The 19,833-nt window shown below is 72.9% G+C and carries 16 protein-coding genes; 12 read left to right on the top strand and 4 right to left on the bottom strand.

Translation table 11 applies throughout. The features are described from left to right. The first annotated feature begins 411 nt into the window (after positions 1 to 411). From AH6_RS20605 to AH6_RS20595, 3 genes are all read left to right on the top strand, one after another. A complete protein-coding gene (locus AH6_RS20605) occupies positions 412 to 759 on the top strand; it encodes a hypothetical protein (protein WP_067482273.1) in 348 nt (115 codons plus the stop codon). 416 nt (positions 760 to 1,175) lie between these two features. Further along, complete coding sequence (locus AH6_RS20600) at positions 1,176 to 2,396, top strand: extracellular solute-binding protein (RefSeq protein WP_067482272.1); 1,221 nt, start codon at positions 1,176 to 1,178, stop codon at positions 2,394 to 2,396. A gap of 673 nt (positions 2,397 to 3,069) precedes the next feature. After that, positions 3,070 to 4,464, top strand: a complete 1,395-nt coding sequence (locus tag AH6_RS20595; RefSeq protein WP_067482270.1) for a sensor histidine kinase — start codon at positions 3,070 to 3,072, stop codon at positions 4,462 to 4,464. A gap of 7 nt (positions 4,465 to 4,471) precedes the next feature. Here AH6_RS20595 and AH6_RS20590 read toward each other — a convergent pair whose 3' ends face one another. Both AH6_RS20590 and AH6_RS20585 read right to left on the bottom strand, forming a co-directional pair. After that, positions 4,472 to 5,398 carry a trypsin-like serine peptidase gene (locus AH6_RS20590; RefSeq protein WP_067482268.1) on the bottom strand — a complete coding sequence of 309 codons (927 nt, stop codon included), beginning with the start codon at positions 5,396 to 5,398 and terminating at the stop codon, positions 4,472 to 4,474. 53 nt (positions 5,399 to 5,451) lie between these two features. Beyond that, positions 5,452 to 6,408 carry a trypsin-like serine peptidase gene (locus AH6_RS20585; RefSeq protein ID WP_067482266.1) on the bottom strand — a complete coding sequence of 319 codons (957 nt, stop codon included), beginning with the start codon at positions 6,406 to 6,408 and terminating at the stop codon, positions 5,452 to 5,454. Positions 6,409 to 6,606: 198 nt separating this feature from the next. On the opposite strand from AH6_RS20585, the gene dxr reads away from it, so the two are divergent. From dxr to AH6_RS20540, 9 genes are all read left to right on the top strand, one after another. Continuing rightward, a complete protein-coding gene (dxr, locus tag AH6_RS20580; protein ID WP_067482264.1) occupies positions 6,607 to 7,848 on the top strand; it encodes a 1-deoxy-D-xylulose-5-phosphate reductoisomerase in 1,242 nt (413 codons plus the stop codon). Positions 7,849 to 7,860: 12 nt separating this feature from the next. Next, the gene (locus AH6_RS20575; RefSeq protein ID WP_067482262.1) at positions 7,861 to 9,057 is read left to right on the top strand and encodes a M50 family metallopeptidase; all 1,197 of its coding nucleotides are present in this window, start codon (positions 7,861 to 7,863) and stop codon (positions 9,055 to 9,057) included. A gap of 112 nt (positions 9,058 to 9,169) precedes the next feature. Then, positions 9,170 to 10,363, top strand: coding sequence for a flavodoxin-dependent (E)-4-hydroxy-3-methylbut-2-enyl-diphosphate synthase (ispG, locus tag AH6_RS20570; RefSeq protein WP_067482260.1), 1,194 nt, complete (start codon positions 9,170 to 9,172; stop codon positions 10,361 to 10,363). A gap of 213 nt (positions 10,364 to 10,576) precedes the next feature. Then, on the top strand, positions 10,577 to 12,196 hold the full coding sequence (locus tag AH6_RS20565; protein WP_067482258.1) for an alpha/beta hydrolase: 1,620 nt from the start codon (positions 10,577 to 10,579) through the stop codon (positions 12,194 to 12,196). 249 nt (positions 12,197 to 12,445) lie between these two features. Then, positions 12,446 to 14,032 carry an alpha/beta hydrolase gene (locus AH6_RS20560; protein WP_245679391.1) on the top strand — a complete coding sequence of 529 codons (1,587 nt, stop codon included), beginning with the start codon at positions 12,446 to 12,448 and terminating at the stop codon, positions 14,030 to 14,032. A gap of 120 nt (positions 14,033 to 14,152) precedes the next feature. Further along, positions 14,153 to 15,829: an alpha/beta hydrolase gene (locus tag AH6_RS20555; RefSeq protein WP_083983254.1), complete on the top strand. Its 1,677-nt coding sequence runs from the start codon at positions 14,153 to 14,155 to the stop codon at positions 15,827 to 15,829. A 15-nt stretch (positions 15,830 to 15,844) separates the two neighbouring features. After that, complete coding sequence (locus AH6_RS20550; RefSeq protein WP_067482254.1) at positions 15,845 to 16,687, top strand: GNAT family N-acetyltransferase; 843 nt, start codon at positions 15,845 to 15,847, stop codon at positions 16,685 to 16,687. A 33-nt stretch (positions 16,688 to 16,720) separates the two neighbouring features. Beyond that, positions 16,721 to 17,569 (top strand): helix-turn-helix domain-containing protein, encoded by an 849-nt coding sequence (locus AH6_RS20545; protein ID WP_067482252.1) that lies wholly within the window; start codon positions 16,721 to 16,723, stop codon positions 17,567 to 17,569. A 110-nt stretch (positions 17,570 to 17,679) separates the two neighbouring features. After that, positions 17,680 to 18,588, top strand: a complete 909-nt coding sequence (locus tag AH6_RS20540; protein ID WP_218005892.1) for a hypothetical protein — start codon at positions 17,680 to 17,682, stop codon at positions 18,586 to 18,588. Between the two features lie 6 nt (positions 18,589 to 18,594). Here the strand turns inward: AH6_RS20540 and AH6_RS20535 are convergent, their stop codons facing one another. Together AH6_RS20535 and AH6_RS20530 are read right to left on the bottom strand one after the other, a co-directional pair. Further along, positions 18,595 to 19,005: a DUF3037 domain-containing protein gene (locus tag AH6_RS20535; RefSeq protein ID WP_083983252.1), complete on the bottom strand. Its 411-nt coding sequence runs from the start codon at positions 19,003 to 19,005 to the stop codon at positions 18,595 to 18,597. Continuing rightward, on the bottom strand, positions 19,002 to 19,829 hold the full coding sequence (locus AH6_RS20530; protein WP_067482250.1) for a HipA family kinase: 828 nt from the start codon (positions 19,827 to 19,829) through the stop codon (positions 19,002 to 19,004). The genes AH6_RS20535 and AH6_RS20530 overlap by 4 nt, the downstream gene beginning before the upstream one ends. Positions 19,830 to 19,833: the final 4 nt, after the last annotated feature.

The following is a 19,833-nucleotide window of genomic DNA, read 5'->3' as shown; positions in this document are numbered from 1 at the left end:
GCGCGTGACCGCGCGCCCCTCGCCCGCCCGGGGGACGAAGCTCCCTTAAAGGGGCAAATAGTGCAAATGCGCGTCCGGGGGCGGACGCTCGCCGCGAGGTGTCCTGGTTCACAATGAAGATCACGTTAGGCGGGCCCGGTGAAGTGGCGATGAACGCCGCATGGCACCCGGTGCGCGGCCGTCGCGCAGCGTGGGGCGCGGCCGGTGGCACGGCCCCGGGACTTTCTGCCGCCCGGATATTTCCGTCGTCAATTTTCGTCAATGGGCCTGTGACAAATAATAGCTACAAGTATTGACTGACTCTGTGGCGGACGACACAATCTGACTGTCCCAATTAATTGGGATGGAATTATAAAAGGTCAGTTCTCCGGAGCAGGTCCGGGGACGGGGTCCGGCGCAGGGAGCCGCGCTATGACTGCTGACGACCACGCCGCCGAGGTCGAGGCGCTGGCACGGCGCTACCCGGGCTGGACCGTCTGGTTCGGCCTGTTCACCGGGCACTGGTGGGCGCTGCCGCCGCGCGAGCGCGACACCGGCGCCTTCGTCGAGGCGGAGACCCCGCAGAAGCTCATCGCACGGATCGAGGTGATCCAGCACGCCGGCCCCCGGCGCGCACCGCACGACGACGGCCGATGGCCGTCCCCCATGCCCCGGCCGGACGCGCGGCGTCCCTCGAATCTCCTCCGTCTCGAGGGCGTCACACCGCCGCCGTTCCGCCGGGTGCCGGTCATCGCGTGGCCAGGCAGCACTGCAAGGTGATCCGCTGTTCCCCAACCTCGCCACGCCGGCCGGTGCCGCCGCGGCGCCGGGACGGGCGGCAGTCCGCGCCATATCCCTCTCCAGCAACCTCCGTGTATGGCGCGGACGCCAGCACCCACCGCCCTCCCGGCCCGCGGCGGTCCTTTTTTCTCGGAAATGGCCGCCGAAAAGCGCGCCGCCTAAAGAATCGCGTCTGCTTTCCATTGGCATTGTGACGTGTTCGCGCGACGGTCCGGCGGTGAGGTCGTGAAAAACCTGCGATCGGCGCGCCCGGCGGCCCTCCGCCCTTCCGACGCGGCACGCCCGCCGTCCCACCGTGGCGAAGGCGCTACGCTGCGCCGGTGGGCCGGAGCGTGCGCGCCCGTCGGCGGACACCGGCGCGCGGCCGGATCGGGGCGGACGGAATCGGGAGCGACATGGGGCTGTGGGCCGGGCGGCTCGGCGGGAAGCCGGTCTTGGCGGCGGCGGCCGCGATCCTGACGCTGGCGCTGGGCGCCTGCAGCGGCGGCGGTGGCGGCGACAAGCCCGCCGGAACGGTCAAGCCCGCCGGAACCCTGGGGCCCGGCGAGGGCGCGCTCAACCTGGTGACGCTGCCGGGCTACCTGGAGAACGGCGGCAGCGACCCGCGCGTGGACTGGGTCACCCCGTTCGAGGAGCGCACCGGCTGCAAGGTGAACTGGCGCGCGGTCCGGGACGTCCGCGAGATGACCGACCTCATGCAGAACAGGGCGCGGCGCTACGACGGCGTCTCGGCGCCGCCCGAGGTCGCGGGGCGGCTGGTGGCCGGCGGCCACGTCGCCCCGGTCAACCCCGACCTGGTGGACGGCTACAAGAAGCTGGAGCCCCGGCTGCGCGGCCTGCTCAGGAAGGGCCGCGAGTACTACGGCGTGCCCTTCGTGTGGAGCTCCAACCTGGTCATGTACGACACCCGGGCGGTGCAGCCCGCGCCCGGCGGCTGGGGCGCGCTGCTGGACCCGGCCCAGGCCCGGCGCTACTCCGGCCGGATCATCATGCGCGACAGCCCGCTCACGCTGGCCGAGGCGGCGCTCTACCTGCGGAACAAGAACCGCAAGCTCAAGATCTCCGACCCCTACTCGCTGACCCCGGCGCAACTCTCCGCGGCCGCCGAGGTGCTGGCCGCGCAGCGCCCGTACGTCAAGACCTACTGGAAGCAGCCCGCCGACGCGGTCGCCGCGTTCGCCGGGGGCGGCGCGGTGCTGGGCGAGGCGTGGCCCTACCCGGTGGACGTGCTGAACCGCGCGGGCCGCCAGACGCAGGCCGTCGCGGCCTCCGACGGCGTGACCGGCTGGATGAACGCCTGGATGGTCGGGGCCCGCGCCGAGCACCCCAACTGCATGTACCAGTGGTTGCAGTGGACCGCCTCGCCGGACGTGCAGCAGCAGGTCGCCGAGTGGAACGGGGTGGCCCCGACCAACCCGCAGGCGTGCTCGGGCGACCGGCTGAAGGCGGGCTTCTGCGGCGCGCACCATGTGGGCGACCGCGGCTACCTGGACAAGGTGATCTTCGCGCACACCCCGGTCCGCGAGTGCGCGGCGGCGGGCGCGGCGGGCGCCAAGCGCGACTGCACCGACTACGACGACTGGACGCGGGCCTGGATCGAGGCCACGCAGAAGTAGGCGGCGCTAGAACGGGGGTGGCGCGCCCAACCGCCCTCCAGACAACGGGGCCGCGCCTGTCTTCAAGCGGAGGAACGGGGGTGGCGCGCCCAACCGCCCCCAGTCGGGCGCGCCTCTCGCGGGTGGTCCCGGGCCTCCCCCCGAATGCCCGGGTCACCCTCTTCCTGGAGAGACCTCCAGTACGGCGGTCCAAGCGTGGTCCGCCGCCTTCGCCGATGCCGGTTCCAAGACCGGTCCTCCGGCGGGCGTGGCCGTCTTTCCCGAGCCGGTGGCCCGTCGGGGCAGCGGCAGGGCGCGCGCGCACTCGTGGCACGCGAAGACCCCGGCGCCTTCCGGGACACGGCCGACTCGAACGGGCGGGCGCGGCCACCTCTTCCCGCACACGACGCACGCGTCGCCATGGCGTTGCGCGCGGCTCAGCGGGCGAGGGTCGAACCTCGGCTCGCTCATCGGTTCCATGTCACCTCCCCGGTGGAAGTCGGCTGCACTGCTTCCTTTATAGGACGCGCTGTGTGATGTGATCGTTACCCCAGGTGAAAGGGGCGGCAAAGGCTTGGGCACCGGCGGCCGTGTCGGCGCCGCGACGATGATCGGCGGGCGCTAGGCGGGTGCCGGACCCGGGCCTGGGGGTCCCTTGGGCCGGGCTTGGCGCACGGCTGCGTACAAAGGAGAGATGCGCCCGGGGGACGCCGTGCCCAGCGTGCGGCCGCGCCGGCCGCGCTCGTTGCGTGCCCGGACCACCCTGGCGGCGACGGTGGTGATCGGCTCGCTGCTGCTGGCGGCCGTGCTGGTCACCGGCGTCGCCGTCCACGCCCTGGGCACGCGCCACTTCGTCGAGCAGGCCGCCACCGCGGCGCGGCAGACCGCCGTCGCCGCCGGCGCCGGGCGGCTGCCCGACCCCATCCCCGCCACCGAGGGGGTGATGCTGATCCAGGTGGTGTCCGACGACACCGGCCAGGTGGTGGCGGCCAGCGCGCCGCTGCGCGGCAAGCCTCCGATCACCACGCTGCGGCCGGGGCCGAAGGACACCCGCGTGGACGGCCGGGTCTGCCCGGACGGCGACCTGGTCCCCGACTGCATGGCCGTGACCGGCTACGACATCCAGACCCCCTCGTATGGCGGCGTGATGGTCTACGCGGCGGTGGCGTGGCCGTGGACGTTGTCCAACGGGCTGCTGGAGGCGGTGCTGGGCGGCCTGTGCGCGGTGGTCCTCGGCCTGCTCGCCTGGGGGATGTGGCGCGCGGTCGGCCGGGCGCTGCGGCCGGTGGCGCGGATCGAGGGCGAGCTGGCCGAGATCAACGCCACCGCGCTGGACCGCCGGGTGCCGGTGCCCGACACCGGCGACGAGATCGAGCGGCTGGCCCTGACCCTCAACCGGACGCTGGACAGGCTGGAACGGTCGGCCGACCAGCAGCGCCAGTTCGTGGCCGACGCCTCGCACGAGCTGCGCACCCCGCTGACGGGCCTGCGCACCCGCGTCGAGTTCGCCTTGGCCGACCCCGACGACACCGACCTGCCGGAGACCCTCCGGGAGGTGCTCGGCGACGCCGAGCGGTTGCAGCGCATCGTGGAGAACCTGCTGGAGCTGGCCCGGCTGGACACCGGGACGGAGTCGGCCCGCGAGCCGCTGGACCTGGGCGAGCTCGCGGCGGCCGAGCTGGCCGCCCGGGAGCCGCGCGTACCGGTCAAGGCCGACCTGTCCGAGGGCGTCACGGTCGTCGCCAACCGGCTCCAGCTCGCCCGCGTCCTGGCGAACCTGCTGGCCAACGCCGACCGGTACGCCGAGTCGTCCGTCGAGGTGACCGTGCGGGCCGAGGGCGGGGACGCGGTGCTGGAGGTGCGCGACGACGGGCCGGGCATCCCGCCCGCCGACCGGGAGCGCGTCTTCGAGCGCTTCACCCGGCTGGACACCGCGCGCAGCCGGGGCGCCGGGGGCAGCGGGCTCGGCCTGTCCATCGCCCGCGAGACCGCGGACCGGCACGGCGGGCGGCTGGAGGCCGCGGACGTGCCCGAGGACGAGCAGGGCGCGCGGCTGGTCCTGCGCCTGCCGCTGGCCCCGAAGAAGTGACGCCGGGTCAGGCGCGCTGCGCCCGCTCGTAGACGCGGCGGACCGAGGCCCCGAACGGCGGCCCGTACAGGACGGTCTGGTCGTCGGCGAACTTGAAGCTGCTGACCGAGGTGATGACGCCCTCGCCCGTCGCCGGATCGAACCCCGTCAGCCACGGTCCGCCGCTGGCCCCGCGCGACAGGTCGCAGCGCAGCCCCCGCCCGGTGGTGTCGCCGCGACGCGGGCGCGCGGGGTCGCCGCTGCAATACGCCAGCCGCTCGCCGTTGTAGGGGGTCAGCGTGGGGTAGCCGAAGGCGTGGGTGCGGCGTCCGCCCGGCCCGTCGAACGCCAGCCGCTGCCCGCCCACCACGTCCATCACGTGCCGCCCGGCGGCCGGGGCCAGCACGACCAGCGCGACGTCGTGGTCGCCGCCGACCGGGCCGCCCGGGTCGCGCAGCCATTCGGCGGTGACGAACATGCGGCGCGCGGTGAAGCCGCCGTACGGGGCGTTGCCGTCCCGGTAGCCCGGCACGAAGATCCAGTTGGTGGCCCAGCCGCGCGCGGGCCGCACGCAGTGCGCGGCGGTGATCACCACGTCGCGGTTGGCGCTGCGGACGGTGGAGGCCGAGCAGACGTGGTCGCGGCCCGTGACGGTGTAGAAGACCTTGCCGGTGGTGCGGGCCACCGCGCCGCCCCGCGCCCACAACCCGCCGACGACCGCCCGGGCGGGCGGGGCGGGTGCGGGCACGGGTGCGGGCGCGGAGGCCGTGGCCATGCGCGCGGGCGTCCAGTAGCGGCGGATCAGGCCGTCCAGCAGCGGGGTGAGGCCCACGTCGTGGCCGGTCACGCCGGTGGGGCCGGGGGCCGACGCGTGCGCGCCGGCCCCCGGCCCCGTGCAGATCGCCACCGTCAGCGCGGCGGGGAGGAGCAGCCGCCCGGTCGTGCGCAGGTCCATGCCCCGCAGTCTCCAGCACGGAATGTGCCCGGGAGGTCGCCTCCGGTTAAAGGCTAGGAGTTCTGTGCCTGGTTGTAGAGGTTCTGGGCGTCGGCGCCGAAGTAGGGCCCGAACATGTAGGCGTTCAGGATCGGCAGGTTGTACTTGAACGAGTTGACCGAGTTCTGCACGCCCGCGCCGGTGCCCTCGTTGAAGTTCAGGAACCAGGGGCCGCCGCTGGACCCGCCGGTCATGTTGCAGCGCAGGCCCAGGTCCTGGCTGCCGAGGAAGTCGTTGACGACCCGCCCGCTGCAGTAGATGAGCTTGGAGCCGTCGTAGGGCGCGGCGGCCGGGTAGCCGAAGGCGTACATGTTCTGGCCGCGCGCCTGGTTGAAGGCGATGCCCTGGCCGCCGACCACGTCGGTGAGGCGCTGGCCGTTGAGCTGGTTGACCACGGCCGCGCCCACGTCGTAGTTGAGGTCCTCGGTCGCGCCCCACTGCGGGGTGGCGAGCGTCTTGGCGGCGGTCCAGGTGCCGTAGGGGGTGCTGCCGTTGTTGTAGCCCGGCACGAACACCCAGTTGGTGTGCCAGGCCCCCTCCAGCTTCACACAGTGCCCGGCGGTGACGACGGTGCTCTTGTTGGCGCTGGTCACCGCGTCGCCGGAGCAGGAGGCGGTGCGGTTCTGGTAGGTGAAGAACACGCGCCCGGCGGTGCGGACGACCTGGCCGCCGCCGGTCCAGGCGCTGCCGCCGTTGGGGATGGACTGGACCTGCACGGGCGGCGCGACCTGCGCCAGGCCGCGCCGGACCTCGGCGGGGGCGACCGGCCGGGGCTTGAACAGCTTCTCCATCGGCGTCGCCGACCTCATGCGCGCGGGCGTCCAGAACGCCAGGACGCGGCGCTGCTGCGCGGCGTCGTCGGCCTGCCGCGTGGAACTGGGCGCGGGGGAGGGATCGGCCTGGGCGGGGGCCGCCAGCAGCGGGAGGGCCAGGGCGAGGCCGCCAGCCAGGGGGAGCAGGGAGCGTTTCATGCGGTCTCCGAACGTCGGGTGGGAGACGGGCCGCGGGGCGCACCGTGGTCGTGACGGGGACGGTGAACACCCGCGGACGGAACGTACGTTCGTGGCCTGTGACGCGCCTAGTGGCAGATCTCGACAAACGCGGTCAAGCCGGTGCACAGCTTTGGCCGTTCGCCCAAGTGGTCCGCCGGTACCGCGCGGTCCGGCCCCATGGCCGACAATGGTGCGGTGACGACTTCCTCCAGCACCGCCGCCGCCCCGGCCCGACGGGACGTGGTCCTGCTCGGCTCCACCGGCTCGATCGGCACCCAGGCCCTCGACGTGATCCGCCGCAACCCCGACCGGTTCCGGGTGGCCGGGCTGGCCGCCGGGGGCGAGCGGGTGGAGCTGCTGGCGGCGCAGGCGCTGGAGTTCCGGCCCGAGGTCGTCGCCGTGGCGCGCGCCTCGGCCGCCCAGGACCTCCAGCTCGCCTTCTACGCCGAGGCGGGCAAGCGGGGCTACGCCACGGGCGACTACCCCATCCCCAAGATCGTCGCGGGGCCGGAGGCGGTCGCCGAGGTCGCCGCCTGGCCCTGCCACACCGTGCTGAACGGGGTGACCGGCGCGCTCGGCCTGGCCTCCACGCTGGCCGCCCTGGACGCCGGGCGCACGCTGGCGCTGGCCAACAAGGAGTCGCTGATCATCGGCGGCCCGCTGGTGCGCGAGCGCGCCCGGCCCGGCCAGATCGTCCCGGTGGACTCCGAGCACTCGGCGCTGGCCCAGTGCCTGCGCGGCGGCCGCGAGCAGGAGGTGCGGCGGCTGGTGCTGACCGCCAGCGGCGGCCCGTTCCGCGAGCGCACCCGCGCCGAGCTGGCCGGCGTCACCGTCGAGCAGGCGCTGAACCACCCGACCTGGGACATGGGCCCGGTCGTCACCATCAACTCCGCGACCCTGGTCAACAAGGGCCTGGAGGTCATCGAGGCGCACCTGCTGTTCGACGTGCCGATGGACCGCATCGAGGTCATGGTGCACCCGCAGTCGGTGATCCACTCGATGGTCGAGTTCGCGGACGGCTCCACCCTCGCCCAGGCGAGCCCGCCCGACATGCGGCTGCCGATCGCGCTCAGCATGGAGTGGCCCGACCGCGTCCCCGACGCCGCGCCCGGCATCGACTGGACCAAGGCGCACACCTGGGAGCTGTTCCCGCTGGACGACGAGGCGTTCCCGGCCGTCGCGCTGGCCCGCCACGCGGGCGAGCGGGGCGGCACCCTCCCGGCCGTCTACAACGCCGCCAACGAGGAGTGCGTTGACGCCTTCCGTGCCGGGAGGCTGCCCTTCCTGGGGATAGTCGACACGATCGCGCGGGTAGTGGAGGAGCACGGCGCCGGAACGCCCGGCGCGCTCACCCTCGACGACGTCCTGGCGGCCGACGGGTGGGCGCGGGCCCGGACCCGGGAACTGACCTCTTCCTGACAGGGAGGCCGCATGGCCTTTCTCCTCGGCGCGGTGGCCTTCGTCATCGCGCTGCTGGCGTCGGTGATGCTGCACGAGGCCGGGCACCTGCTGACCGCCAAGCGCTTCGGCATGAAGGCTGCCCAGTACTTCGTGGGGTTCGGGCCGACGCTCTGGTCGCGGCGGTGGGGCGAGACCGAGTACGGCGTCAAGGCGATCCCGCTGGGCGGCTTCGTGCGGATCGTCGGCTACACGCGGCTGGAGAAGGTGCCCGAGGCCGACCGGGAGCGCGCCTTCTACCGGCAGCCCGCCGGGCGGCGCGCCGTCGTCATCGCGGGCGGCGTGGTCGCCAACTTCGTGGTGGCGTTCGTGCTGCTGGCGGTGATGGCGATGACGATCGGCGTGCGCGACGGCGGCGCGCCGACCGCCACCGTCCGGCAGGTCAGCGCCTGCGTCCCGGCGTCGGCCGGGGCCCCGTGCGAGGCGGGCCGCCCACGCTCGCCCGCCGCCCTCGCCGGACTGCGCGAGGGCGACCGCGTGGTGGCGTTCGACGACGTGCAGGTGGAGGACTGGAACGACCTCCAGCGGGCGATCGGCGCGACCCGCCCCGGCCAGACCGTGCCCGTCGTCGTCGAACGCGAGGACGACGGGCACGAGACCCGCCGCACGCTCCAGGTGCGCTTGGCCGACTCCGAGGGCCGCGCCTTCTTCGGCATGTCCCCGGCACAGCGCTACGTGCGCGAGAACCCCGTCGACGCGGCGGTCTTCGCGGCCCAGGGCATCGGCCGGACCGTCGGCGGCATCGGCACGGCCTTGGCCGACCTGCCGTCGGCGCTGCCCCGGCTGTTCTCACCCGACCGGGGCGACACCCCCGGCGGCCAGGTCGGCAGCGTCGTCGGCGCGACCGGGGTGTCCGGGCAGATCTTCGCGTCCGGCGCGACGTTGCGCGACAAGACGGCGCTGTTCCTGTCACTGGTCGTCTCGGTGAACATCTTCTTGGGGGCGATGAACGTCCTGCCCCTGCTGCCCTTGGACGGCGGCCACCTCGCGGTGCTGGCCTACGAGCGCGCCCGCGCCCGCGTCGCCCGGCTACGCCACCGCCCCGACCCCGGCCCGGTGGACCTGACCAAGCTGATGCCCTTCACCTACCTGGCCATTTTCCTGCTGGTCGGCCTGGGCGTACTGCTCATCCTCGCCGACGTGCTCAACCCGCTGAAGCTGCCCGGGTAGAGCGTTGGGTAACGGAAAGTAGTCGAACGGTCACGGTCTTCGGTCGTTCTCGACGTCATCCCATCGTCCTGGGGCACTTAGGGTTGGAGGGGGTTGAGTCAGAGGGAGAAGGATGAGCGTCTCACTGGGTATTCCATCGGTTCGCGGCGAGGGTCAGGGGCAGGGGGCTCCACGTCCGGTAGCGCCCCGGCGGAAGTCCCGGCAGATCATGGTCGGCAACGTCCCGGTCGGCGGCGACGCCCCGGTCTCGGTGCAGTCCATGACCACCACGCTGACCGCCGACGTCAACAGCACGCTCCAGCAGATCGCCGAGCTGACCGCGTCCGGCTGCCAGATCGTGCGGGTGGCCTGCCCGTCGCAGGACGACGCCGACGCGCTGCCGGCCATCGCGCGGAAGTCGCCGATCCCCGTGATCGCCGACATCCACTTCCAGCCCAAGTACGTCTTCGCGGCGATCGAGGCGGGCTGCGCGGCGGTGCGGGTCAACCCCGGCAACATCAAGAAGTTCGACGACAAGGTCGGTGAGATCGCGCGCGCCGCCAAGGACGCGGGCGTGCCGATCCGCATCGGCGTCAACGCCGGGTCGCTGGACAAGCGGCTGCTGGAGAAGTACGGCAAGGCCACCCCCGAGGCGCTGGTGGAGTCGGCGTTGTGGGAGTGCTCGTTGTTCGAGGAGCACGACTTCCGGGACATCAAGATCTCGGTCAAGCACAACGACCCGGTGGTGATGATCGAGGCGTACCGGCAGTTGGCCGCCGCCTGCGACTACCCGCTGCACCTCGGCGTCACCGAGGCCGGGCCCGCTTTCCAGGGCACGATCAAGTCGGCGGTGGCCTTCGGCGCGCTGCTCAGCCAGGGCATCGGCGACACCATCCGGGTGTCGTTGTCGGCGCCTCCGGTCGAGGAGATCAAGGTCGGCAACCAGATCCTGGAGTCGCTGGGCCTGCGCCAGCGCGGTCTGGAGATCGTGTCGTGCCCGTCCTGCGGTCGCGCCCAGGTGGACGTCTACACGCTGGCCGAGGAGGTCACCGCGGGGCTGAAGGGCTTCCCGGTGCCGCTGCGCGTGGCCGTCATGGGCTGCGTCGTCAACGGGCCGGGCGAGGCGCGCGAGGCCGACCTCGGCGTGGCCTCCGGCAACGGCAAGGGGCAGATCTTCGTCAAGGGCGAGGTCATCAAGACCGTGCCGGAGGCGCAGATCGTGGAGACCTTGATCGAGGAGGCCATGCGCATCGCTGAGGAGATGGGTGTGGAGATCGGTGAGGACGGGTCGGTGAGCGGGCCCGGCGCCGAAGTCGTCGTGAGCTGACGCCAGAACGCGGTCGAAGGCCCCCGGGGTGATCCCCGGGGGCCTTCGCCGTGTCCGGGGAACGGTGTCGGAAACGCCTTACCGCTTTGCGGAGTTCCAACACCTTGATCACGTTTTGGTAACAGCACTGGCGTCCCTTATGTCGCATTAACCAGGCTCCTCCCGACATGCGCTGGGGTTCGGCTCCCGGACCCGCGCAGGAGGAGTGATTCAGTGAGAAGAGTCGTCATCGTCGCGGCGACCGCCGGCCTGGGCCTGACCGGCCTCGGCGCCGTCGGCACCGCGTCCGCCGCCCCCGCCCCCACCACGGGCGGCCTGAAGTGGCACACCTGCCAGGCCGACCTCGTCAACGAGGTCAAGGCGTACGACGGCCTCAGCCCGGTCAAGGTGTCGGAGATCATCCGCTGTGCCGAGCTCCAGGTGCCGCTGGACTACAACCGCCCGTACGGCAAGAAGATCACCCTGCAGCTCACCCGCACGCCGCACACCGGCACGGGCAAGGCCAAGGGCGACATCGTGGTCAACCCCGGTGGCCCGGGCGGCAGCGGCGCGGGCTTCGGCGCGCGCGTGTTCGCCCAGAACTCCCCGGCGATGCAGGCCGCCTACAACGTCATCGGGTTCGACCCGCGCGGCGTCGGCCGCAGCGTCCCGGCGCTGAGCTGCGACGTCAACTACAGCAACGCGCCGCGCCCCGACTACGGCACCGGCGACCGCAAGTCCGTCGCCATCTGGCTGAAGAAGTCGGCGGCCTACAGCAAGGCGTGCGCGAAGGCCGACAAGATCGGTCTACTCAAGCACATCAAGACCGTCGACTCGGCCAAGGACCTGGAGTCCATCCGCCGCGCCACCGGCAACAGCAAGCTCGACTACTACGGCGCGTCCTACGGCACCTACCTGGGCGCGACCTACGCCACGCTGTTCCCCAAGCGCGTGGGCCGCATGGCCCTGGACGGCGTGGTCGGGCCGAAGGGCGTCTGGTACGAGGCCAACCTCAACCAGGACGTCGAGTTCGACAAGAACATGAACTACTACTTCGGCTGGATCGCGAAGTACGACTCGGTGTACCACCTGGGCAAGAAGCAGGCCGACGTGCGCCGCTTCTTCTACGGCCTGCGCGCCAAGCTGGCCAAGAAGCCGGTCTACCAGACCCTGGACGGCACCCGCGTGGCGGTCGGCCCGGACGAGCTGACCGACGTCATCCAGAACGCCGGTTACCGCCGCAGCCAGGCCGTGTGGCACACCTTCGCCGTGGGCCTGTCGGCCTACAAGAAGGGCGACCTCGCGACCTTCGCGGGCACCTTCGGCGCCCAGACGACCGGTGGCTCCGACGACAACAACTTCGCCGTCTACAACGCGGTGCAGTGCACCGACGTCCAGTGGCCGACGAGCTGGAAGAAGTGGCACCGCGACAACACCCGGATCAACAGGAAGCACCCCTTCCTGACCTGGGGCAACGTCTGGTTCAACGCGCCGTGCCTCACCTGGCCGGCCAAGGCGGGCAAGCCGGTGGACATCGGCCGCACCCGTGACCTGCCGAAGAACATCCTGCTGTTCCAGTCGACCAACGACGCGGCCACGCCGTACGGCGGCGCGCTGGACATGCAGAAGCGGCTCAAGGGCGCGCACCTGGTCGTCCAGGACGGCGACCGCACGCACTGCATCGTGCACCGCGGCTCGGCCAAGGTGGACGCCTACTTCGACGCCTACTTCCTGAGCGGCAAGCTGCCGTCGAAGAAGACCGTGCACGTCCCGCAGCTCGGCGACCCCGTGCCGCCGGCGGGTGTGCAGGCCAAGAGCGCTCCGGCGCCGGTGTTCGACGACGTGATCAAGTAGTCGCGCGGCCCGCGGCGCGGGCGGTGTGACGGCGGGGCCCCGGGTGCGACCCCGGGGCCCCGTACGTTTTCGATCATTACGAAGTTCCACGGATCTCGTCACGATCGGGTATCCGCTCGCCCCGCCCCCTGCCGCCACGAAGCCGACAAGGGACACAATCTGCCTCATCCCACTCATCGGCTACTCATCGGCATGGCTCCCCCCGCCCGCCGAACGCGGGCGCGCCGGGCCGCCGATCAAGGGGGCGCAGTGCGCACAATCGTTGTCCTGACCGCCGCGACGGCCATCGCGGCGACCGGCGGCACCGTCGTCGCCGGTGCCGCGGGCGCCGCACCGGCCGCACCCGCCGCGGCACCGGCCGCCGTCTCCGCCATCGCCTGGAGCCCGTGCACCGGCGACCTGGAGGGCCTGGCCGAGTGCGGGCAGTTGCGGGTCCCGCTGGACCACCGCAAGCCGCACGGCAAGCAGATCTCGATCGCGGTCTCGCGGGTCAAGGCCACCGACCGCAAGAACTACCAGGGCGTCCTGCTGGTCAACCCCGGCGGTCCCGGGGGCAGCGGCCTGGCCTACAGTGCCGGGCTGGCGCGCTGGTTCAAGGGCGTCGGCCACCCCGAGGTGCCCGCCAAGTACGACATCATCGGGTTCGACCCGCGCGGCGTCGGCGCGAGCAAGCCCGCGCTGAGCTGCGACCCGAACTACCAGAACCCGATCCGTCCCGACTACGTGCCCTCCTCGGCGAAGGAGGAGCTGGTCTGGATCGCGAAGTCGGCCAAGTACGCCAGGGACTGCACCAAGAAGTTCGGCTACCTGCTGCCGCACCTGCGCACCACCGACGTCGCCCGCGACGTGGACGCGCTGCGCGGCGCGCTCGGCCAGCAGAAGATCAGCTACTACGGCTTCTCGTACGGCACCTACCTCGGCGCGACCTACGCCACGCTGTTCCCCGGCCGCGTGAAGCGCATGGTCTGGGACGGCAACGTCAACCCGAAGACGGTCTGGTACGACGCCCAGCTGGAGCAGGACAAGGCGTTCGAGCGCAACATGAAGCTCTGGTTCGCCTGGATCGCCAAGTACGACGGGCTCTACCACCTCGGCACGACCGGCAAGGCCGTGGAGGCCCGCTACTACGCGATCCGCGCCGCCGCCAAGAAGGCCCCGATCGGCGGCAAGATCGGGCCGTCGGAGCTGGACGACATCGTGCTGAGCGCCGGGTACAACACCGGCTACTACATCCCGTTCTCGCAGGCGCTGTCGGCGTGGGCGAACCAGAAGGACGCCGGGCCGCTGCTGGACTACCTGAACCCCGGCGGTGACGACAACTCCTTCGCCGTCTACAACGCGGTGCAGGCCGCCGACGCCCCCTGGCCCCGGAACTGGGCCAAGTGGCACAACGACGCGGCCCGCCTCTACAAGCAGGGCTACCGCTTCAACACCTGGTCCAACGTCTGGTTCAACGCCCCGGTCGCGTTCTGGCCGTTCAAGGGCGGCCCGCGCCTGCCGCTGCACGGCGGCAAGGGCCTGCCGGGCGTCCTGCTGGTGCAGTCCACGCTGGACGCGGCCACGCCGGTCGCGGGCGGCACCGAGATGCACAAGCTGTTCCCGTCCTCGCGGCTGGTCGAGGAGATCGGCGGCAAGACCCACGCCAACACCCTCAACGGCAACGCCTGCCTGGACGACAAGGTGGCCGCCTACCTGAACGACGGCGCGCTGCCCAAGGGCCGCCCCGGCGCGGACGCCTACTGCAAGGCGGTCCCGGCGCTGAACGACCCGAACCCGGTCGCGGTGAAGTCCGCCGTGGCCCCGGCCGGCAAGGACCTGCCGGTCGGCCGCCCGTAACGATCCGCGCGAACGGCCGTGAGACCCCGGTGGTCTCGCGGCCGTTCGCCGTTTTTCCGCTGGAAACGCGCAAGTCCAGATCACAGCGCCGCGCGGTCGTGCCGCCGATAGAACACCGGAGTGTTGAACGCCGCTGGAAAGACCGCACTGGCGGGCGCCGTCGCCGCCGCGGCCCTCGGGTCGCTGCTCACCCCCGCGTCCGCCGCCCCCGCCGACCCGCAGCCCGGGACGCGCCCCGATCTCCCGTCCGGCCTCCCGTCCGTCCCGCTGCCCTTCCCGCCCCTCGCCCCGCCCCCCGCCGTCGCCTGGAAGCCCTGCCCCGACAAGGACCCCGTCGAGCAGGGCGCCCTGAAGGGCCTGGAGTGCGGCACCGTCCGGGTGCCGCTGGACCACGCCCGCCCCGGCGGCGAGCAGATCACCCTCGCGCTCTCCAGGGCCCGCGCCACCGACCGCGAGCACTACCGGGGCGCGGTCCTGCTCAACCGGGGCGGCCCCGGCGCGCACGGCCGCGACATGCCGAAGATCTTCACCCAGGGCCTGCCGGAGCAGGTCGCGGCCGGCTACGACTGGATCGGCTTCGACCCGCGCGGCGTCGGGGCCAGCAAACCCGCCATGATCTGCGACCGGTCCTACCAGTATCCCGGCAAGCCGCGCGCCGACACCGTGCCCCGCGCCCCGGCCGCCGAACGCGCCTGGCGTGCGCGCGCCCGCGCGTTCGCCGCCGACTGCGCCAAGCGCTACCCCCGGCTGCTGCCGCACATGGGCACCGAGACCTGGGCGCGGGACCTGGACGTCGTGCGCGCCGCGCTCCGCCAGGACAAGCTCAACTACTTCGGCTACTCCTACGGCACCTACCTGGGCGCGGTCTACGCCACCCTGTACCCCGACCGGGTCGGCCGGATGGTCCTGGACAGCGTCGTCAAGCCCAGCAGCGTCTGGTACAAGAGCAACCTCGAACAGAACGTGGCGTTCGAGAAGCGCATCCGGGCGTACTTCGCCTGGATCGCCAAGCACCACAAGACCTACCGGCTCGGCAAGAACCGGAAGGCCGTCGCCGCCGCCTACGCCAGGGCCCGCAAGGCCCTGCGCGCCAAGCCCGCCAAGGGCAGGGTGGGCGCGACCGAACTGGACGACCTGTTCCTGGCCGACGGGTACGCCAACTACTCCTGGCCCGCGCACGCCCGCCTGCTGTCGGCCTATGTCGTCAAGCACGACGCCGCCGCCCTGTCCAAGGCGTGGAACCCGCCCGGGTGGCTGGACCAGAACAACTACGCCGTCTACACCGCCGTGGAGTGCCGCGACGCCGCCTGGCCCCGCGACTGGAAACGCTGGCACGCCGACAACTGGCGGCTCTACCGCGCGGGCTACCGTTTCGAGACCTGGGGCAACGCCTGGTACAACGCCCCGTGCGCGACCTGGGCCGCCCCCGGCCGCGCCAAGCCGCGCGTGCAGGGCCGTCCCGGGCTGCCGCCGATCCTGCTGGTGCAGGCCACCGAGGACGCCGCCACCCCCTACGACGGGGCCGTGGAGACCCACCGGCTGCTGCCCGGGTCGCGGCTGGTGGTGCAGAAGGGGGGCGGCAACCACGGTGTGGCGATGAGCGGCGACGACTGCGTCGACAAGGCCGTGGCCGCCTACCTGGGCGACGGATCGTTGCCCCCGGACCGGCCCGGTCCCGACCTCACCTGCAAGGCCCCCGGCCCGCCCGGCCCCGCATCGGCCGAACGCCGTGCCGGAGGCGCAGGTGACCGGCCGGTAAGGGAGCCGGTGGCCGCACCCCCCGTCGCGCCGTCATAGGCTGGGAACATGCGCATGCTGGGATCGCTGCCGGTGCGGGTCCTGGACGACCGGCACCGCGATGAGGTCCTGGCCATCCTGGACGCCGACCCGGTGTCCAACGTCTTCGTGGGCTCCCGGGTGCACGCCGCCGGGCTGGACCCGCGCCGGCTAGGCGCCCAGATGTGGGGCTATCCCCGCGACGGGCGGCTGACGGCGCTGTGCTACTCGGGCGCCAACCTGATCCCGATCGCGGCCGGGCCCGAGGCCGTGCGCGCGTTCGCCGAGCGCGCGCAGGCCCAGGGCCGCCGCTGCTCCTCGATCGTCGGCCCGGTGGACGCGGTGGGCGAGCTGTGGGACTTCCTCGCCCCCTACTGGGGGCCGCCCCGCGCCGTGCGCTCGGTCCAGCCGGTGATGGCGACCTCCGCCGGGCCGCCGGTCCCCGCCGACCCCTGGGTGCGGCGGGTCGGCATGGACGACTTCGACGTCGTCTACCCCGCCTGCGTCGCGATGTTCACCGAGGAGGTCGGGGTCTCCCCGAACGTCGGCGACGGCGGCGTGCTGTACCGGGCCCGCGTCGCCGAGCTGATCCGGGCGGGCCGCGCGTTCGCCCGCATCGAGGACGGCCGGGTCATGTTCAAGGCCGAGGTCGGCGCGGTCACCCCGCGCGCCTGCCAGGTGCAGGGCGTGTGGGTGCCGCCCGACCTGCGCGGCCGGGGCCTGTCGGTGGCCGGGATGGCGGCGCTGGTGCAGGAGTCGCTGCGCTCGATCGCGCCGACGGTGTCGTTGTACGTCAACGACTACAACACCCGGGCCCGCGCCGCCTACCGCCGGGTCGGGTTCGCCGAGACCGGCGCGTTCATGTCCGTCCTTTTCTGATCGTTTCCCCCGTTCTGGGGATACCATCCGGCCGTGGACTTCGCCGGAGCGCTGCGCGAGGCCGTCCAGGCCAGCGGCCTGACCCTGGAACGGGTCCGGCACCGGCTCGCGGCGCGCGGCCTCACCGTCAGCGTGGCCACCCTCAGCTACTGGCAGCGCGGCCGCAGCCGCCCCCGCTCCCGCGCGGTCGTCGCGGCGCTGGAGGAGATCCTGGGGGTGCCGCCCGGCGTGCTGACCGGGCTGCTGGACGACCGCGCGCCCGAGGCCGCCGAGTTGTGGCCCGACCCCGCCCGGCACGCCCGCGTCGTCGGCGAGCTGGACCGCTCGGGCGAGCACCGGCTGGAGCGCGTCAGCGTCCACGACGTGATCGGGATCGGCGCCGACCGGGCGCTGCGGTCCCTGCGCGTGCGCGAGGTGCTGCGCGCCACCGGCGACGACGTGGACCGGGTCGTGTGCGTGCACCGGCTCGGCCCCGACGGCCCCGACGGCGGCCGGGAGGGCTTCGAGCTGACGGGCCTGCGCTACTGCCGGGCGGGCCGGGTCCGCGCCGAGGGCGGGCTGGTGGCGTTCGAGCTGGTCTTCGACCGGGTGCTGGCCACCGGCCGCACCGCCGTGGTGGAGTACGAGCTGAGGCCGCCGCCCGGCGGCCCGGCCGCCGACCGCTACGAGCGGCGGTTCGCGCGCCCGGTGCGCGACTACCTGGCGATCGTCGGCTTCCACGACGAGGTGTACCCGGCGCGCTGCTACGGCTACTCGGCCGAGACCGGCATCGCCGCCCGGGAACGGCTCGGCGAGTTGTGGATCGGCGCGTCCGGCAGCGCGCACCTGGTGCTGCCCGACGTCCGGCGCGGCGTCATCGGGCTGGAGTGGGAGTGGGAATGAGATCGCTTGGCAGGGGTCGCGCCGGGCCTTACAGTGAACGCTGAGATCGCAAACCCGACTGTCAAGGGCCGTGACGGGGGCCCGGCCGGATCCGATCCGGAGGCCACAGGGTGCAGACCGTCACCGAGGACGATCTCCTCCAGATGCTCCAGTACGGCCCGTTCAACGTCGCGTTGCAGGCGGCGATCCAGGCGCGCGGCCTGAGCCTGGAGGCGTTGCGCCGCAGGCTGGAGGAGCAGGGCATCGCCGTCAGCCTGTCCACCCTCAGCTACTGGCAGCGCGGCCGGACCCGGCCCGAGCGCGCCGACTCGTTGCGCGCGGTGCGCGGCCTGGAGGTGATCCTGGAGCTGCCCCGCCACTCGTTGCTGACCCTGCTGCGGCCCACCGCCGAACGGTCGGCCGGGCCGTGGCTGCCGGTGGAGGAGTTGTGCCCCGAGCCGGGCGTGCGCGACCTGCTGGACGAGATCGGCGACCGGGGCGCGCGCCAGCTCACCGGCCTCAGCCTGCACGACCAGTACGTGGTGGGGCCGCGCCGGGAGCTGGCCGAGATGCGCACCCGCGCGGTGTTCCAGGCCCAGCAGCGCGGCGTGGACCGCTGGGTCGCGGTCTACCACCACCCGCAGCGCGCCCTGCCGTCCTCGCGCACCGCGCACGGCTGCCGGTTCGGGCGGGTGCGGGTGGACGAGGCCAGCGGCCTGATCGCGGCCGAGCTGCTGTTCGACCGGGCGCTCGGCCGGGGCGAGACCTACCTGCTGGAGTACGGCTTCGGGTTCGAGGAGACCGGGCCGCCGATCGCCGAGGAGGGCCGCGGCTTCCACACGCCCCAGCACGAGTATCTGATCGAGGTGCGGTTCCACCCGGCGGCGCTGCCCGCGCGCTGCTACCGGACCTGGCGGCCGGACGCGCGCACGAGCCTGAAGGACGCGGCGGATCTGCGGCTGTCGAGCTACCGCAGCGTGCACTTCATCGAGTTCGGGTTGGCCGCCGGCTACCACGGCATCCGCTGGGAGTGGGATTGACCGGACCTACCTGACCAGCAGGTCCAGCAGTCGTTCCAGTTCCGCTTCGGGGTCGGTGGTCAGTCCCGAGTGCACCGGGCCGGGCTGCACGATCGTGCTGCGCGGGGCCATCAGCCACCGGAACCGGGCCCCGGCGGGCTCGGCGGCGGCCTGCCCGGCGGCCTCGCCACCCGCGCAGACGCCGGAGACGCCCGCGAGCGCCGCGCGTATGCCGTCCAGGTCCAGGCCCTTGTCCAGCGCCCGCAGCCGCGGCTCGTCCAGATGCACCCGGCAGCCCAGGTACTCCAGCGGGCGGCAGTACACGACCACGCCGATGTTCATGCTCTCGCCGCGCTCCAGGCGCGGCACCAGCCGCAGCGCCGCGTACTCGAAGACCTTGCGCTCCGCGCCGGGCGTGATGTTGGACCACTCGCTCACACCGGGCCTCCGAGCCAGCCGGGACGGTTCTCGCCACGCCGCGACCCGGTGTCGGGGCGGTGCCCGCTGACGTCCAGTTCCGGCAGCCAGTCGCGCGGCCGTCCGGCGCGGTCGAGCAGGATCTCCACGTAGGCGTCGCGGACCGCGTCCGGCCCGGCGAAGCCAGGCTCACCCTCCAGCCAGCGGTCGGGCACCTCGGCCACCAGCTCGCGCAGCAGCCCCTCGGTGATCCGCGGGGCGAGCTCGGCCTCGGCGGCGGCGAGGCCGGTCGCGAACGGGGTCAGCACGTGGTCGTCCACGTCGTAGGGCCCGGCGAACAGGCGCGCCGCGTTCGCCCACGCGTGGTGGAAGATCAGCGAGGCGCCGTGGTCGATCAGCCACACCTCGCCGTGCCACACCAGCATGTTGGGGTTGCGCCAGCTGCGGTCGACGTTGCCGATGAAGGCGTCGAACCAGAGCACGCGCGAGGCGAAGCCGCGGTCGGGCCGCCAGCCCAGCGGGTCGAAGCCCAGCGAGCCGGGCAGGAAGTCCACGCCGAGGTTCCAGCCGGAGCTGGCCTTCAGCAGGTCCTGCACGTCCGGGTCGGGCTCGTGCCGGCCGATCACCGGGTCCAGGTCCATGATCACCAGGTCCGGCACGCGCAGCCCGAGCCGGCGCGCCAGCCCGCCGGCGACCACCTCGGCGATCAGGGCCTTGCGGCCCTGCCCGGCGCCGTGGAACTTCATCACGTAGGTGCCGAGGTCGTCGGCCTCGACCACGCCCGGCAACGACCCGCCCTCGCGCAGCGGCGTCACGTACCGGATGGCCGTCACATGGGGTAGCACCTGA

Origin of the sequence: Actinomadura hibisca NBRC 15177, from assembly GCF_001552635.1 — a bacterium.
Taxonomy (GTDB): domain Bacteria; phylum Actinomycetota; class Actinomycetes; order Streptosporangiales; family Streptosporangiaceae; genus Spirillospora; species Spirillospora hibisca.
The sequence above is the reverse complement of the archived record's forward strand: the minus strand, read 5'-3'. Positions and strand labels throughout refer to the sequence as shown.

Bases quoted from the DNA above. Each gene is read 5' to 3' on its own strand.
- AH6_RS20605 (WP_067482273.1), top strand. From the start codon at position 412: ATGACTGCTGACGACCACGCCGCCGAGGTCGAGGCGCTGGCACGGCGC.
- AH6_RS20600 (WP_067482272.1), top strand. From the start codon at position 1,176: ATGGGGCTGTGGGCCGGGCGGCTCGGCGGGAAGCCGGTCTTGGCGGCG.
- AH6_RS20595 (WP_067482270.1), top strand. From the start codon at position 3,070: ATGCGCCCGGGGGACGCCGTGCCCAGCGTGCGGCCGCGCCGGCCGCGC.
- AH6_RS20590 (WP_067482268.1), bottom strand. From the start codon at position 5,398: ATGGACCTGCGCACGACCGGGCGGCTGCTCCTCCCCGCCGCGCTGACG.
- AH6_RS20585 (WP_067482266.1), bottom strand. From the start codon at position 6,408: ATGAAACGCTCCCTGCTCCCCCTGGCTGGCGGCCTCGCCCTGGCCCTC.
- dxr (WP_067482264.1), top strand. From the start codon at position 6,607: ATGGCCGACAATGGTGCGGTGACGACTTCCTCCAGCACCGCCGCCGCC.
- AH6_RS20575 (WP_067482262.1), top strand. From the start codon at position 7,861: ATGGCCTTTCTCCTCGGCGCGGTGGCCTTCGTCATCGCGCTGCTGGCG.
- ispG (WP_067482260.1), top strand. From the start codon at position 9,170: ATGAGCGTCTCACTGGGTATTCCATCGGTTCGCGGCGAGGGTCAGGGG.
- AH6_RS20550 (WP_067482254.1), top strand. From the start codon at position 15,845: ATGCTGGGATCGCTGCCGGTGCGGGTCCTGGACGACCGGCACCGCGAT.